Source organism: Streptomyces scabichelini, from assembly GCF_011045015.1.
GTDB classification, from domain to species: Bacteria; Actinomycetota; Actinomycetes; order Streptomycetales; family Streptomycetaceae; genus Streptomyces; species Streptomyces scabichelini.
Genome location: NZ_JAAKZY010000125.1, coordinates 1 through 14,848 on the forward strand (window position 1 = coordinate 1; position 14,848 = coordinate 14,848).

The window sequence follows — 14,848 nt, forward strand, 5'->3', positions numbered from 1 at the left end:
CCGCCGGAGGCACAAGGTGGGCGTACACCACCACATTGCCCCGATACCCCGTCCCCTCCGAGTAGCCACCCCCACACGTGATCACCCGCAGCTCCGCCCGCCGGGAGGCCCCGTACACCTGGTCGTCCGGAAAGTCGCGCGCGTCGTGCACCTCGACCGCGTCGACGGAGAAGAGGGCGACCGTGCCGTCCCGGCGCGAGACCTCGATCGTGTCGGCCTTCCGCAGGGCCCCGAGGCGGTAGAAGACGGCGGGCCCGTCCGCGTTGTCGACATGACCGGCGACGATCGCGGTACCCCGCTCGCCGGGGGTGGCCCCGGCCGCGTACCAGCCGGCGAGATTCCGCCGCGAGGCAGGCGGCACATCGAGGCTGCCCCGCGGGGTGAGGCCGAGACCCTGCATGGGGGCGTTCACGCCGATCGCGGGTATACGGATGCGGGAAGGCGGCGAGGCGGGCAGCGCGGCCACCGACAGCCGGCCCTCGGACGTACCGAAGTGGGTACCGGAGTGCGTACCGGAACGGCCCTGCGCAGCGGACGGCTGCGGCGGCGCGTACGCCTCGGCCCCGGTGCGCAACAGCCACACACCCGACGAGAAGGCCACCGCGGTGCCCATGGCTATCGCGGCATTGCTGAACCTGCGCACGTGCGCACCCTCTCCAGAAGGGTCCCGCTTCCCCCTCCGGGCCGCGAGGGGCGTCGGACCCGGAGGGGGAGGGGACAGCGGTACCGGTGGACAGCGGAGGTGTCCGTCAGATCCCGTCGCCTCTCGCCCGGCGATGCAGGAGCCAGGTACCGCCCGCGGCGGCGACGGCGAGCGCCGCCACTCCCGCCGCGGTCTGTACGGGGTCGGGGCCGAGTGCGCCGCCGACCCCCGTCTTCACGCTTCCTCTCGGGTGCACCTGTTCGCCGGCCTCCTTCGCGGAGGTCAGCGTGACCGTCAGGTCGCCCGTCAGCCGCGTACCGCCGGAACAGCGCGCGACGATCTCGTACGTGCCCGGCTGCGCGGACGGCGGCACCCGGAACCGGCCGACAGCGTTCCGCTCGTGCGCGCTGGGCGTCAGCGTGAAGGCGCCCGCGCCCACCGCGCCGGCGTCCCCCGTCATCGCGCCGTCCGCGCCGCACGCCGCCGTGTTCACCGTGACCTCGGTGCCGGGCGTGGCCGTGGACGGGTACACCTCGAGTGTGCCGGTGTCCGCGCCGTACGCGGGCGCGGTGGTGAGGCCCGCGGCGGCGACGGCCAGCGCGGTACCGGTCAGCAGACGGGTTGTGCGCATCGTGCTTGCTCCTCCGGGGGGCACGGCCCGCGGCACCCCCATGTGCCGCTACCTCGGTCGGTCCCCTGTCCTACCGAGGTAAGTGGCAGTCGGCGCGACACGCCTCCTGATGGCATGTCAGAACACGTGTCGGGCGGGTGCGCCAGGCGACGTGAGGGGAGACGTTTCGGCAGGTCATCGGCGTACGCGCAAAAAGAATCCGCTGGACGTGGGGCGCGGGTGTGAACGGGTGACCGGATCCCTCGGGTGACGACTTGACCTGAAGTTTGGTTGAGGTATGAGCCTGGTCCCATGAATTCCACGAACTCCGCTGCGTCCGCTACAGACGCACCCATCCGTACGGACGTACCCATCCGTGTCGTCGTGATCATCGGCAGCAATCGCGAGGGCCGTTTCGGGCCCGTGGTCGCCGACTGGCTGCTGAGCCGGATCCGTGAGCGGGGCGATCTCGTGGCCGACGTCGTCGACACCGCCGACGTACGACTGCCGACGGCCCTCTCCTACTCGCCTTCCGCCGAGGTGACCGCCGAGCTCGCCAAGGCCGGGCCGAAGCTGGCGGACGCCGACGCGTTCGTCGTCCTCACTCCCGAGTACAACCACTCCTTCCCGGCCTCCCTGAAGAGCCTCATCGACTGGCACTACTCCGAGTGGCGTGCCAAGCCCGTCGCCTTCGTCTCGTACGGCGGCCTCTCCGGCGGCCTCCGCGCCGTCGAACAGCTCCGCCAGGTCTTCGCCGAACTCCACGCCGTCACCGTCCGCGACACCGTCTCCTTCCACAACGCGGGCGCCCACTTCGACGACGAGGGCCGGCACAAGGATCCCTCGGCCCCGGACGCCGCCGCGAAGGGCATGCTGGACCAACTGGTCTGGTGGGGGCGGACGTTGAGGGAGGCGAAGGCTGTACGGCCGTACGCGGGTTGACGGCTGCGGGCGGCGCCGGATGTGTGGTGGCGAGATTTCGTCCCTCGCGCGGCAGAACAGGCAAGTGCGCCTTGACAGTTTGGAACTGTCAAGGCGCACTTGCCTCATGACTCTTCCAGACCTGGACGACCTCATCGCGGAAGTGGACCGCACCTGCGACACCGCGCACCGCACCGGCGGAGCGGAACAGCCCGACTGGCTCGCACTGCTGACCGTCGCCGCACAGCTCTCCGGCCAACTGCAGGCCCTGGCGGACGACTTGGTCGAGGACTATGTCGAGCACTGCCGGATGCACGGCTGCTCGTGGACGGACATCGGGGCCGCGCTGGGCGTGACCCGGCAGGCGGTGCAGCAGCGCTTTCACGCTCCCCACAAGCGATACGGCCCCGAGACGATGACCGAGGACCTCCGCGAGGCGATGACCCACGTCAAGCGCGCGGCGGTGCAGCATCGCAACAACTACATCGGCACCGAGCACCTGTTGTGGGGCCTCACCGCGACGAGCAACAACGCCACCCGGCTCCTGAAGGCCGCCGGCGTCGCACCCGACGTCGTGCACCGGTCGGTCGAGGCCCGCCTGAGCATGGGCGCCTCGCAGGCGGCCGAACGGATCGCCTGGACTCCGTACTCCCGCAAGGCCATCGCCTTGGCGGAGGAGCGAGCCGAACAGGACGGCTCCGCCCTCATCGACTGCGATCACCTGCTGGCGGGCCTCGCCCAGGTCGGCCGGGGAGTGGCGGCGACGGTACTGACGGAGGCCGGCTTCACTCCGGCGGCGGCACTCGACTGAGCGGCCACGCGCCCCTTTAGGGGCGCGGGGCTGTGTCAATTTGCGGCTCCGCCGCGATGGGGGGTCCCCCCGCTCGAGCGAAGCCGAGAGTGGGGGAGCGACCAGCCCCCACCGGCCCGCAGGTTCATGAGCGCCCTCAGCGGAGCGCTCCGGCCCGCGTCTGGGGGATTTCCCCCAGCGGAGGTCGGAGGACAACCTCGTTACGGGGCGTGATGGCGCGCGCCTAGCTTGGCGGTCATGAGCGGATGCGGCGAAGCACGCGGCAGGGAGACGTCATGATCGAGGCCAGGGGGCTCACCAAGCGGTACGGCGCGACGGTCGCCGTCGACGAGCTGTCCTTCGAGGTCACGCCGGGGGCGGTGACCGGCTTTCTCGGCCCCAACGGGTCGGGCAAGTCCACCACCATGCGGTTGGTGATGGGCCTGGACCGCCCTGACGCCGGCGAGGCGCTGATCGGCGGGCGCCGTTACGGTCAGCTGCGCTGGCCGCTGCGTGAGGTCGGCGCGCTGCTGGAGGCGCGTACGTACCACCCGGGGCGCAGCGCGTACCAGCACCTCGCCGCGCTGGCCGCGGCGAACGGGATCGCCAGGTCGCGTATCGACGCGGTGCTGGGCACGGTCGGCCTTTCGGATGTGGCGGGCAAGCGGGCCGGGTCGTACTCGCTCGGCATGTCGCAGCGGCTCGGCATCGCGGCCGCACTGCTCGGCGACCCGGCGGTGCTGCTCTTCGACGAGCCGGTCAACGGCCTCGACCCGGAGGGTGTGCGCTGGATACGCACTCTGATGAAGTCCCTCGCCGCCGAGGGCCGGACGGTGCTGCTGTCCAGCCATCTGATCAGCGAGATGGCACTCACCGCCGGCCACCTGGTGGTCATCGGGCAGGGGCGGCTGCTCGCCGACACGTCGGTGGCCGAGCTGACGGCGGGCGGGGCATCGCTGGAGGAGGCGTTCTTCCGGCTCACCGAGGACCACGCGGAGTACCGGGGCAACGCTGAGCTCGACCAGACCCAGCACACCCAGCAGACCCAGCGCACTCAGCAGGAGAGGAGCAGGCCGTGAGCAGTTCGGCAGCACAGACCTGGGAACGCGGCGGGCACCTCCCCGCCGGTCACTACGGCTTCGCGCACGCCGCGCGGATGGAGTGGATCAAGCTGCGCAGCCTGCGCTCGACGACGTACGCGCTGCTGGCCGTGGTGGTCGGCATGATCGCAGTCGGCGTGGTGACGATGGCGAACACGAAGGCGCCGGGGAACGCCGCCGACGCGGAGACCTTCGACCCGGTGAACAACCTGATGGCGGGCGTGGCGCTGGGCCAGCTGATCATCGGCGTACTGGGCGTCCTGGCCGTCACCGGGGAGTACTCCTCGGGCTCGATCCGCTCCACCCTGGCCGCGGTGCCGAACCGGCGGCTGCTGCTCGTGGCGAAGGCGGCCGTGCTCGGGGCCGTGGCGCTCGTGGTCGGCCAGACCGTCGCCTTCGTGACCTTCTTCGCGGGACGGCCGGCGCTCACCGACGCGGTGCCGCAGCCGTCCCTCGGCGACGGCGGAGTACTGCGGGCCGTGGTGCTGTCCGGGGTGTATCTCGCCATGATCGGGCTCATCGGGGTCGGTATCGGCGCCATCACCCGGCACACGGCCGGGGCCATCGGCACGCTGGTCGGACTGCTCTTCGTCGTCCCGGCGATCCTCGCGGGGGCCACGGGGACGACGGTCGCGAAGTTCTTCCCGACGATGATCGCGGGAAACTCGCTGGCGGTCAGCAGGGCGATGCCCGATGTGCTGTCGCCCTGGGCCGGATTCGGGATGCTGTGCCTGTACACGGCGCTCGCGCTCGGCGTGGGCGGCCGGCTGCTGGCCCGGCGGGATGCCTGAGCGGACACTGTGGACATGTCCCGTTTCCCCTCCGCCCGCGTCCCCAGGGCCGTACTGCGTGCGCCGCTGACCGCGCGGGCGTGGGCGGAGGCGGCGTACTGCCTGCTGAGTTTCCCGGTCGCACTCGTCGGATTCGTGGTCATCATCGTGCTGCTGGCCCTCGGCGCCGGGCTGACGGTGTCGCTGATCGGGGCGGTGCTGGGGCTGCTGCTGGTCACCGCCGCCCTCGGCGCGGCGCGCGGCGTCGCGGCGGTGCAGCGCCGGCTGGCGGCTCGGCTGCTGGGGGAGCGGGTCGTGGCGCCGCCGCCGTTCCGGCAGCCGCCCGGGGCCGGGACGCTCGGACGACTGGACGCCCGGCTGCGGTACGGGCCCGGATGGCGGTCGGCGGCGTACGCGTCGGCCAAGCTGCCGGTGGCGGCCGTCGGGGCGTACGCGGTGGCCTGGTGGGTGACGGCACTGATCAACCTGAGTACGCCGCTGCGGTGGGCCTTCGGCGACCGGCGGCCGGAGGTGATCACACCGCTGCCCTTCGGCGGTGCGCCGCACATCACCACCTTCTCCGGCACCTTCGTCGCCGTCGCGATCGGGGCGGCCACACTGCTGGCCGCCCCGTGGTTCACCCGGGCGGTCGTGGCCGTGGACCGCTGGCTGATCCACGCCCTGCTCGGCCCGGGAGAAGTGGCCGAGCGGGTCCGGACGTTGGAGGAGACCCGGGCCCTGGCGGTCGACGACTCCGCGGCGCTGCTGCGCCGGCTGGAGCGTGACCTGCACGACGGGGCGCAGGTACGGCTCGTCGCGCTGGCGATGAGCCTGGACATGGCCAGGGAGCGGCTCGGCGCCGACGGCGAGCCCGTCGCCGACCCCGCGGGCCTGCGCCGGCTGGTCGACACCGCGCACCACAACGCGACCGAGGCCATCGGCGAACTCCGCGATCTGGCCCGGGGCATGCACCCGCCGGTACTGGACGAGGGCCTGCCGACCGCCCTGGAGACCCTGGCCGCGCGCAGCACGGTCCCGGTGGAGCTGACAGTGCATGTGCCCGAGCGGCCGACACCGGCGATCGAGACCATCGCGTACTTCTGCGCGGCCGAACTGCTCACCAACGTCATCAAGCACAGCGGCGCCACCCGGGCCGTGCTCACGGTGACGCAGGAGGCCGGTGCGCTGACCCTCCGGGTGACGGACGACGGCAAGGGCGGTGCGGAGCTCGGGGCGGGCAGCGGGCTCACGGGGCTGATGCAGCGGGTTCGTACGGTCGACGGCAGTCTGGACGTCTCCAGTCCTCGGGGCGGGCCTACTTCGGTGGCGATCAGGCTGCCACCGCATGCGTGAGGGTCGTGCCGGTGGCGTGGGCCGTGGCCGTTCCGGCCACCGTGGGAGCATGACGGGCATGCGTGTTGTGATCGCTGAGGACGCCGCCGTGCTGCGGGAGTTGCTCGCCCAGATGCTCAGCGAGCGCGGCCACGAGGTGTGCGCGGCGGTGGCCGATGCCGAGGCGCTGCGCGCGGCGGTCGCCGAGCACCGCCCGGACGTCACGGTCGTCGACATCAGGATGCCGCCGACCCACACGGACGAGGGCCTGCGGGCGGCGATCGACATCCGCGCCGCGCACCCCGGCACGGGCGTGCTCCTCTTCTCCCAGTACATCGAGACGAAGTACGCCACCCGCCTGCTGGCGGCGGGCTCGGCGGGCGTCGGCTATCTCCTGAAGGACAGGGTGGCCAACATCGCCGAGTTCACCGACGCCCTGGAACGCGTGGCCGCGGGCGGCACCGCGCTCGACCCGGAGGTCGTCACCCAGCTCGCCGCCGGCGGCGGCCGCGGCGAGGAACTCGCGAGCCTCACCGAACGCGAGCGCGACGTCCTCTCCCTGATGGCGGAGGGCCGCTCGAACGCGGCGATCGCACAGGCCCTGTACGTATCGGCGGGCACGGTGGAGAAACACGTTGCGGCGATCTTCGGCAAGCTGGGGCTGCCGGCGTCCGAGGACGACAACCGCCGGGTGCTCGCGGTCCTGCGCTACCTCCGCTGACCCCCGGAACACCAGGACAGCAGGACAGCAACTGGCTTGGAACACTGGACAGTTGGGCGCCGCTTTCCCATTCTCATGGAGACACCCGTACCGACCGTGGTCCCCTCTTCGGAAGGCGGCACTTGTGAAGTTCAGCTATGCCATGCTCCCGGACTATCCCCTCGCGGAGTCGCTGGCCTCCATCCGGCTCGCCGACGAACTGGGCTTCCACGCCTGCTACGCCGCCGACGAGACCTGGCACAAGGACTTATGGCTCCTCTTCGCCGCGGCCGCCGGTCAGACCAGCCGGATCCGCCTGGGCCCGAGCGTCTCCCCGGTGACGCTGCGCGAGCCGACCCTGATCGCCCAGGCCGTGGCCACGCTCGACGAACTGACCGACGGACGCGCGGAGGCCGTGCTGTCCAGCGGCAACTTCGGGCTGCTGGCGCAGTACAAGATCGACTGGGCCCGCACACGGCCGCTGTCCCGGGTCAAGGAGGCGCTGCATGTGGTGCGCACCCTGCTGGACGAGGGGAGCATCACGTACGACGGCGAATTCTTCTCGTACGACGGGCTGTTCACCTTCGCACGGCCGGTCCAGAGCCGTGTGCCGCTCAAGCTCGGTGCGATGCGCGGGCCGAAGTCCTTCGAGGCGGCGGGGGAGTTGTCCGACGGCTGTCACCATGCGCTGAGCTACACCCGCGAGGCCTACGACTACGCGGTGGAGCACATCCGGGCCGGGGCGGAGCGCGCGGGCAAGGACTGGCAGTCGCTGGACATCGGCGCCTGGGTCGTCTTCGCGACCGGCCCCGACTCCGCCGCCGCCAAGGACGCGGCGCGCAGCATGGTCGGCATCTACGCCTCCTCCATGCCCGAGGAGCAGCTGCGCCGCAACGGCGTCGACCCCGGCGAACTCAAACCGGTCATCGACGCCATAGCCGCCGGCGACCTGCCCCGCGGCATCGAACTGACCACCCCGGAGATCGCCGAACGCCTCTCCATAGCGGGCACCCCCGAGGAATGCCGCGACAAAATCCAACGGGAGATCGCCCCCACCGGCGTGAACCACATGATCTGCGCCATCACCGACCGCACCCTCGTCAAGGCCTTCACCGGCCGCGACCTCCCGGACGTGGCCGACGTGAACACGCAGCTCCGCCTGATCCACGACGGGATCATGCCGGCGTTCGCGTGATCCGTCGCGGGTCCGTCCGGCAGGTGGAAGTCCTCGCCAGCCTGCGCGGAACGGGCCTGCATGCGGGTGTTCCGGTCGGCTGTGATGGTGTGGGCCACCCGAGAGGCTCTGTTACGCCGGGCCCGAGGGGCGGCAACGCCGGGACGGTCGGTCCGTCAGGTTCCGGTGCCGGGCCCCGACTGGCCCACGCGCGGGGCATGGCTGGTCACAGTGGCCAGCATGGTGTCCACCACGTTCATCAAAGCCGTGCGGTCGGGCCGCACGCGGGCGAGCACGCGCAGGCCGTAGTAGCTGCTCAGCACGTGATGGGTCAGGGCCACGGCGTCCTGCTCGCGGGTGATCTCCCCGCTGCGCTGTCCCTCGGCGAGGGCGGAGTGGACGGCCTGTTCGACGGTGGTGAAGTGGCGCCGCACTTCCTGTGCCACATCGGGGTCGGTGTTGGCCATCTCCGTCGAGGCGTTGATGATGAGGCAGCCCCAGGAGGGCGGGTCCGCGAGGTCGATGTCGATCGCCTGCACCATCAGGTTCCGCAACCGGTCCTTGACCGGACCGGGCTGCCCCAGCAGCTCGGTCTGCAGGGCGGTGTTGGTCTCGTAGTAGCGGCGCAGCGCGCGGAGGTACAGCTGTCGCTTGTCGCCGAAGGCGTTGGACAGACTCGACAGACCCATGCCGGTGGACTCGGCCAGGTCACGGGTGGAGGTCGCCTCGTATCCACGCTGCCAGAACATGTTCATGACCGCGGTGAGGACGCGCGTCTCGTCGAACTTCCTGGGCCTCCCCATGGAGGCAACCTAACCGTTTTGGATCGATTGCGCAAAAAAATTGTGTGAAAGGGCTGCCGTGCCGCGGACTGTGACGGTGACAGGCGGAGGCGGAGGGCCGCGGCGTTCTGGCCTCGGCCCTCCGCTGCCGTGGGTGGTGCGTGGTCACACGCTCGCCGGGGACTTGAGGTCCGTGGGGGCCGGGACGGGACGGTCGCTCTCCACGTGGTGCCGGTCGGTGATCCGCGCGATGAGCAGAGTGGCCAGTGCGCCCAGCGTGAGGAGCGCGCCGACCCACATCGGGGCACGGTAGCCGGAGGCGTCGATGCCGATGCCCGCGAGCCAGGTGCCGATGGTGACGCCCGCGCAGATCGTCGCGGTGTTCATGGTGTTGATCAGGGCTCCGCTGTTGGACAGGTTCATGACACGCGAAGCCATGGCCGGGTTGAGCGGGAGTCCGATGAAGCCCAGCAGGAACAGGGCGACGAGGGAGAGCGCCTGGCTGGTCGCGACGAGCGCGTACAGGCCCAGGAGCACGCTCAGGATCACGCCGCCCAGCCACAGGATGCGCATGGTGTGCGCGTCCGCCAGGCGCCCGAGAACGATGTTGCCGATGACGGTGCCCACGCCGTACAGGACGAACAGCAGCGGGACGACGCCCTCGGAGAAGCCCGCCAGCTTGGTCAGTACCGGGGAGAGGTAGGAGAAGGTGGCGAACACGCCGCCGATCAGCAGGGCGTTGGTGGCGAAAGCGCCCCAGAGCCGCCCGCTGCGGAAGACCGACAGCTCCGAGCGGACGTCCAGCCCTTCGGGGGCCGGGGCGCGCTTGACGGTGAACAGGACCAGTACGAGGCACAGGGCGACCAGGATGTCCACGGCCCAGAAGGCGGCACGCCATCCCATGAGCTGGTCGATGAAGGTGGCCATGGGCAGGCCGAAGACGTTGGCCACCATGAAGCCGCCGAAGACGATGGCCAGCGCGCTGCCGATCTTGTCCGGCGAGACGAGGTTGGCGCAGACGGAAGCGGCCAGCCCGAAGAAGGCCGCGGTGGCCAGGGCCGTGATGATACGGGCGATCACCATGGCCCAGTAGTCGGTGGCGAGGGCACCGATGGTTTGTCCCACCAGGAACAACACCATCATCATGACCATCGCCGGCTTGCGGGGGGCCCTCATGAGCGCGAGCGTCAGCACCGGGCCGCCGAAGACCATACCGAGCGCGAAGACGGTGACCAGGTTGCCCGCGGCGGTGATCGAGACGTCCAGGCCGTCCGAGAGTGACGGGAGCAGTCCGGCCACCATGACCTCCGTCGTGTTCAGACAGAAGATCGCGAGGCCGAGGGCAAAGACCGTGAGAGGCATCAGTGGGTCGCCTTCCGGTCGCGCGTTGCTGACAGCATGTCAAACCTTTCAAGTCGGCCAAATGGCCTGGGATGTCGCTGCTGGAGCGAACGGTACAGGTTTTTGGTTCACGTGATCCAAAAACCGTCGTCAGCATGTCACCTTGGAGGCGCTGTGTCGAGCCGGGCCGATTCGGGCGGGGTTCCAGGCTTGAAGGCGTCCCGGCTCAGTGGTCAGCGGAACCACCGTGCGGCCGTTGTGGGCACGGGCGCGTCAACGGCCGTACGGCCGGGCGGAGTTGCGTGCGCCGTCCCGTGAACGAGAGCGTCCGCGTGGTCGACCCGCTGCCGGCGGCCCGACGACTATTGCTGGGACCGCGCCTGGATCACCTCGACGCGGACGGTTTGCGGCCGCTCACCGCCCAGGCCCGGGCGGTGAGCGCGATGGACCCGTCCGGCCTCCGCGGGACAGCCGCACCGAACACATCACGCAGCCGGTCCCGGTCGGCGGGGGCGAGGGTGGCCACGTAGCCCGGTGCGGGACCCTGCCCCGCCAGGAAGGGTTTCCACAGGTCGTCGAAGTCGGCGAAGACGGTGGGCACTTCGACCGGGACGGTCGACACGTCGACGAGCCCCGCGTCGGCCCATACCGCGCGCAACGCCTCCGGACGGCACACGGAGAACCGGCTGCCTTCGTCCAGTGCGGCAGCGGACGGCTCCACCTCGACGGCGGCCTCCCAGAACCGGCGCAGGAAACCCATGCCTCCGGCGTAGTCCCACACATATGCCGCGACCAGCCCGCCCGGCCGGACGCCCCTGGCCATCTCGGCCACGGCCACGGCGGGCTCGGCAAGGAAGTTCAGGGTCAGACCGCTGACGGCCACGTCGCACGAGTCGTCGCGTACGGGCAACGACATCGCGTCCGCCACGACGAAGCAGGTCGAGACAGCAGCCGTTGGGACCACGGCCGTTGAGACGGCAGCCGCAGTCCGGGCCGAACCCACGAAGCCTTCGGACCGGTCGATTCCCACCACCACACGGGGCCGGCACCGGCCGGCCACCACTGCCGACAGCACACCGGTACCGCATCCCACGTCCAGCCACCGCAGACCGTCAGCGCAGCCGAGCCACCCCGCGAACTCCTCCGCGACAAGCCGGCTCCAGCGCCCCATGTACCGCTCGTAGGCGGCTCCGGCCGTCCACACGTCGAACCGCTGCTCGTCCATGCGCCTACGATCCCTGCCCCACCGCCTGATGGACGGTTCCTCGTGCGGTATCGCATGGTGCGGTGTCATGTGGTGCGGTGTCGTGTGGTGCGGTGTCGCGTTGACCGGAGCCCTGCTCATCTCCGGGCCCGGAAAGGCGGTGCATCAGGGCGACACGCAGCGGGTCCGTGCCGGGAAGCCCGAGTCGGTGGATCACAGACAGCGCCTGCGTCCACGCCTCGCGGGCCGCGTCGCTGTGTGCGGCCGCCTCGTGGAGGTCGCCGAGAGCGCACAGATCGCGGGCCTCACTGTGGCGGTCGCCGGTCTCGCGGAACAGGGCCGCTGCCTGTCGGTAGTGCGCCACGGCCGGTTCGTACCGGCCGAGGTGGCGATGAACGCAGCCGAGGCTGTCCTGGATGTGTGCCTGCCCGTTGAAGTCGTCCGCTTCCTGCGCCATGACGAGCGCACGGCGGCAATACATCAGGGCCTCCACGTGGTTGCCGAGCTGGATGAGGATCCAGCCGACCTGGTTCATGGCGGCGGACTGTCCGGCCGGGTCGTGGGCGGCGTCGTAGTGCTCCAGGCTTCGCCGGGCGTGGATGAGCGCCTGCTGGTGGGCGCCCCGCGCTTCGGACATGCGGGCCAGGTGCTGGTGGGTCCGTGCCTGGCCCGGATGGCTGCCGAGTTCGGAGTAGAGGGTCAGGGCGAGGTGGTAGTGATCGCAGGCCTCGTCGCGGCGCCCCAGCCGGTCGAGGGCGAGGGCGAGTCCTCGGTGGGCATCGGCCTGGGCCGCCCGGTCCTGCCGATCGCCGGCGGCATCGAGCGCGGTGGCCTGGGCGGTGAGCAGGGCCTGCCAGTGCCCGTGCCGGTCGAGGAAGGTCGTGAGTGTCGCGGCGAGCTGCCAGACGTAGGGAGTGGGAGCACGCTCGACGGCGGCGAGAAGGACGGGGTGCTCCGCGGTGAGCCAGTCCTGCGCCTCCTGATGGGTGAAGAGTGCCGTGTTCCGCTCGCCCTCCGGCAGGGGCTGCGGGGTCAGCAGGGCGTCCGCGGTGCGGGCGGTTGCCAGATAGTGGTCGAGCATGCGGCGCACCGCCCGGTCGCGCTCCCGGTCGCTGTCGTCCGCCTGGGCGAGTTCGACGGCGTAGGCGCGCAGCAGATCGTGGCAGGTGTAGCGGCCTGGACGGTGCTCGGTCAGCAGGTATGCGCGGGTCAGTTCGCCGAGCAGGGCGCGAGCGCGTGGTACGGGAAGGGCGGTCAGCGCAGCGGCGGCCGGAACCGTGGCATCCGGGCCTGGATGCAGTCCCAGCAGGCGGAACATTCGGGCGGTGTCGCCGTCCAGAGCCCGGTACGACGACGAGAAGGCCGCGCGTAACTGGGTTGCCGGATCGCCGCCGTCCAGGGCGTCCAGACGGCTGCCGTCCTCGCGCAGTTCCCTGGCCAGCAGATCCAGCGGGAAGTCGGGCTGGGCGGCGGCTCGTGCGGCCACCACGGCCAGCGCCAGCGGCAGTCCCGCGCAGCGGGCGGTGATCTCCCGCACGGCGGCGGGCTCGGCTGCGATCCTTGAGCTGCCGAGCCGCCCGGTGAGCAGCGCGTGAGCCTGGCGGCTGGGGAGCGGGTCCACAGTGAGCAACAGGGCGCCCTCGGCCGCGGAGAGGCTGGTGAGCCGGTTGCGGCTGGTGACCAGGGTCAGACTGCCCAGCGCTGCGGGCAGCAGGGGCCGGACCTGCTCGGCATCGCGCGCGTCGTCGAGAAGGACCAGGGCCTTGCGGTCGGCCATCAGGCTGCGGTACAGCGCGGTCTGTTGCTCGAGCCGGGCAGGAACATGGGCGGGTGCCACGCCGAGAGCCTCCAGAAAGCCCCGTACGGCCTCGGCCGGATGTGTCGGCGCCGACACGGAGTCGAAGCCGCGCAGGTCGACGAAGAGCTGCCCGTCGGGAAAGGCGGGGCGCGCGCGATGCGCCCAGTGCACGGCCAGAGCGGTCTTGCCCACACCGGCGGTGCCTTCGAGGCATACGACTCCGCCCCGGGACAGGAGCTGTTCCAGCCGGCCGAGTTCGCCGCGCCGCCCGGTGAAGCGGGGTACGGAGGCGGGCAGTTGGGCCGGAGGGGGGTTGCTCCTCGGCGCGGCCTGCTCGGTGTCCTGATGGTCCGGCGCCGCGGAGGCGTTCGGCCGATGTGACACCGGATCATCCTCCTGGCGCAGGACGGCAGCCTGGATCTCACGTAGCTGCGGTCCGGGGCCGATGCCCAGCTCCTCGGAGAGCAGGGTCCGTATGCGCTGGTAGTGGGCCAGGGCCTCGGCGGGACGGCCGCTGCGGTGCAGCGCCAGCATGAGCTGGCCCGCGAGGCGTTCGTCCAAGGGGTGATCGGCCGAGCGGGCCGCAAGCGCCGGCAGCAGCGCGGCATGCTCACCGAGGCGTAAGCGGCGGTCGTTGAGGTCGAGTTGGGCTGCGAAGCGTTCCTGCTCGAGGGTGTCGCGCAGAGTGTTGAACCAGGGAGTGTCGATTCCGGAGAAGGCCTCGCCCCGCCACAGCCCGAGGGCGCACTCCAGCAGACCGGGATCGTCGTCCTGCCTGGCCCTGGCCAGCAGTGCGCGGAAGGAACACAGATCCACCGGCACCGTGTCCGCCAGCTCGATCACGTATCCGCCGCCGCGCCGCGTGAGGGCCGTCTCGTCGGTGTCCGCGAGCGCCTGGCGCAGCCGGGAGACATAGCCGTGCAGGGTGGCCCGGGCCTGGCGCGGCGGATTGTCCCCCCAGACGCGTTCCATCAGCCGGTTCGTGGGAACGGGCTCGCCGGCATCCACCAGGAGGGCCGCCAGGACGCTGCGCTGGCGGGTGTGGCCCAGGGGCAGCGGCCTGCCGCCCAACCGCGCCTCGATGCCGCCGAGCAGACCGAATTCCAACGTCATCGCGACCGCACCTCCCCCGAAGTCCGGACTCCACCCCCCGTCCTAGCGGGCCGGACGCGCCCGCACAAGGTTTGTCCAAGCCTTCCTCTGGGCCGGGCGGCCACAGTGGTTGAGGGATCAACGGCCGCACGGGGGAGCCGTATCCCGGACGGGGGAGCCGTGTTGAGTGATCAGAGCAGTGAATCAGCCGTGCGATGGCGCGACGTCAGGCCCTATTGGCCGGTCGGCGCCTGTGACCGCATGGGCTCGCAGGCGGCGCAGCCCATCCTGGGCCTGCCGGGTCTGCTGGGTCTGCCGGGCCTGCTAGGCCTGCCGGTCTGTCGATCCTGACCACCGGCGCCGGCCCCGCCGTGCGCGAGCCGCTGCCCGCCCGAGACCCGAGCCGAGCAGCCGCGGCATGTCGGGCCCGCGCTTCCTGTGCCGGCAACCGTTCCTGCGCTTGGCCCCGATGTGGGGAGCAGGCGTCCATGCCGTGTTCAGAGCCGCGTACCACTTCGTGCTGATCACTGTCCGGCAGCACGACAAGAACAGGCAGTCCGCAGCCTTCCAGCGCGGGCGGCGCCTGTCCTC

General features: G+C 71.2%; 13 protein-coding genes. 7 read left to right on the forward strand and 6 right to left on the reverse strand.

The window, feature by feature from the left end; genetic code table 11:
* Positions 1 to 643, reverse strand: a 643-nt coding sequence (locus tag G5C60_RS31625) for a class F sortase (RefSeq protein ID WP_420907426.1), incomplete at its 3' end; no start/stop codon positions are given.
* Between the two features lie 106 nt (positions 644 to 749).
* The gene (locus G5C60_RS31630) at positions 750 to 1,274 is read right to left on the reverse strand and encodes a hypothetical protein (protein ID WP_165264434.1); all 525 of its coding nucleotides are present in this window, start codon (positions 1,272 to 1,274) and stop codon (positions 750 to 752) included.
* 291 nt (positions 1,275 to 1,565) lie between these two features.
* On the opposite strand from G5C60_RS31630, the gene G5C60_RS31635 reads away from it, so the two are divergent.
* The 7 genes from G5C60_RS31635 to G5C60_RS31665 all read left to right on the forward strand — a co-directional run bounded on the left by G5C60_RS31635 (position 1,566) and on the right by G5C60_RS31665 (position 8,061).
* Positions 1,566 to 2,195, forward strand: coding sequence for an NADPH-dependent FMN reductase (locus G5C60_RS31635; RefSeq protein WP_165264435.1), 630 nt, complete (start codon positions 1,566 to 1,568; stop codon positions 2,193 to 2,195).
* Between the two features lie 106 nt (positions 2,196 to 2,301).
* Positions 2,302 to 2,985, forward strand: a complete 684-nt coding sequence (locus tag G5C60_RS31640) for a Clp protease N-terminal domain-containing protein (RefSeq protein ID WP_241267221.1) — start codon at positions 2,302 to 2,304, stop codon at positions 2,983 to 2,985.
* Positions 2,986 to 3,260: 275 nt separating this feature from the next.
* Positions 3,261 to 4,043, forward strand: coding sequence for an ABC transporter ATP-binding protein (locus G5C60_RS31645; protein ID WP_165264436.1), 783 nt, complete (start codon positions 3,261 to 3,263; stop codon positions 4,041 to 4,043).
* Positions 4,040 to 4,855 (forward strand): ABC transporter permease, encoded by an 816-nt coding sequence (locus G5C60_RS31650; RefSeq protein WP_338145986.1) that lies wholly within the window; start codon positions 4,040 to 4,042, stop codon positions 4,853 to 4,855. Before G5C60_RS31645 ends, G5C60_RS31650 begins: the two co-directional genes overlap by 4 nt.
* A gap of 15 nt (positions 4,856 to 4,870) precedes the next feature.
* Positions 4,871 to 6,187 carry a sensor histidine kinase gene (locus G5C60_RS53285; RefSeq protein WP_165264437.1) on the forward strand — a complete coding sequence of 439 codons (1,317 nt, stop codon included), beginning with the start codon at positions 4,871 to 4,873 and terminating at the stop codon, positions 6,185 to 6,187.
* A 58-nt stretch (positions 6,188 to 6,245) separates the two neighbouring features.
* Entirely contained in the window at positions 6,246 to 6,887 is a 642-nt protein-coding gene (locus G5C60_RS31660) for a response regulator transcription factor (RefSeq protein ID WP_165264458.1), read from the forward strand.
* Between the two features lie 124 nt (positions 6,888 to 7,011).
* On the forward strand, positions 7,012 to 8,061 hold the full coding sequence (locus tag G5C60_RS31665) for an LLM class flavin-dependent oxidoreductase (protein ID WP_165264438.1): 1,050 nt from the start codon (positions 7,012 to 7,014) through the stop codon (positions 8,059 to 8,061).
* Positions 8,062 to 8,216: 155 nt separating this feature from the next.
* Here the strand turns inward: G5C60_RS31665 and G5C60_RS31670 are convergent, their stop codons facing one another.
* The 4 genes from G5C60_RS31670 to G5C60_RS31685 form a co-directional block, all read right to left on the reverse strand.
* Positions 8,217 to 8,843, reverse strand: a complete 627-nt coding sequence (locus tag G5C60_RS31670) for a TetR/AcrR family transcriptional regulator (protein WP_165264439.1) — start codon at positions 8,841 to 8,843, stop codon at positions 8,217 to 8,219.
* Between the two features lie 144 nt (positions 8,844 to 8,987).
* Positions 8,988 to 10,184 (reverse strand): MFS transporter, encoded by a 1,197-nt coding sequence (locus tag G5C60_RS31675; protein WP_165264440.1) that lies wholly within the window; start codon positions 10,182 to 10,184, stop codon positions 8,988 to 8,990.
* A 364-nt stretch (positions 10,185 to 10,548) separates the two neighbouring features.
* A complete protein-coding gene (locus G5C60_RS31680) occupies positions 10,549 to 11,388 on the reverse strand; it encodes a class I SAM-dependent methyltransferase (RefSeq protein WP_165264441.1) in 840 nt (279 codons plus the stop codon).
* A gap of 4 nt (positions 11,389 to 11,392) precedes the next feature.
* Positions 11,393 to 14,278, reverse strand: a complete 2,886-nt coding sequence (locus G5C60_RS31685) for an AfsR/SARP family transcriptional regulator (RefSeq protein WP_165264442.1) — start codon at positions 14,276 to 14,278, stop codon at positions 11,393 to 11,395.
* Positions 14,279 to 14,848: the final 570 nt, after the last annotated feature.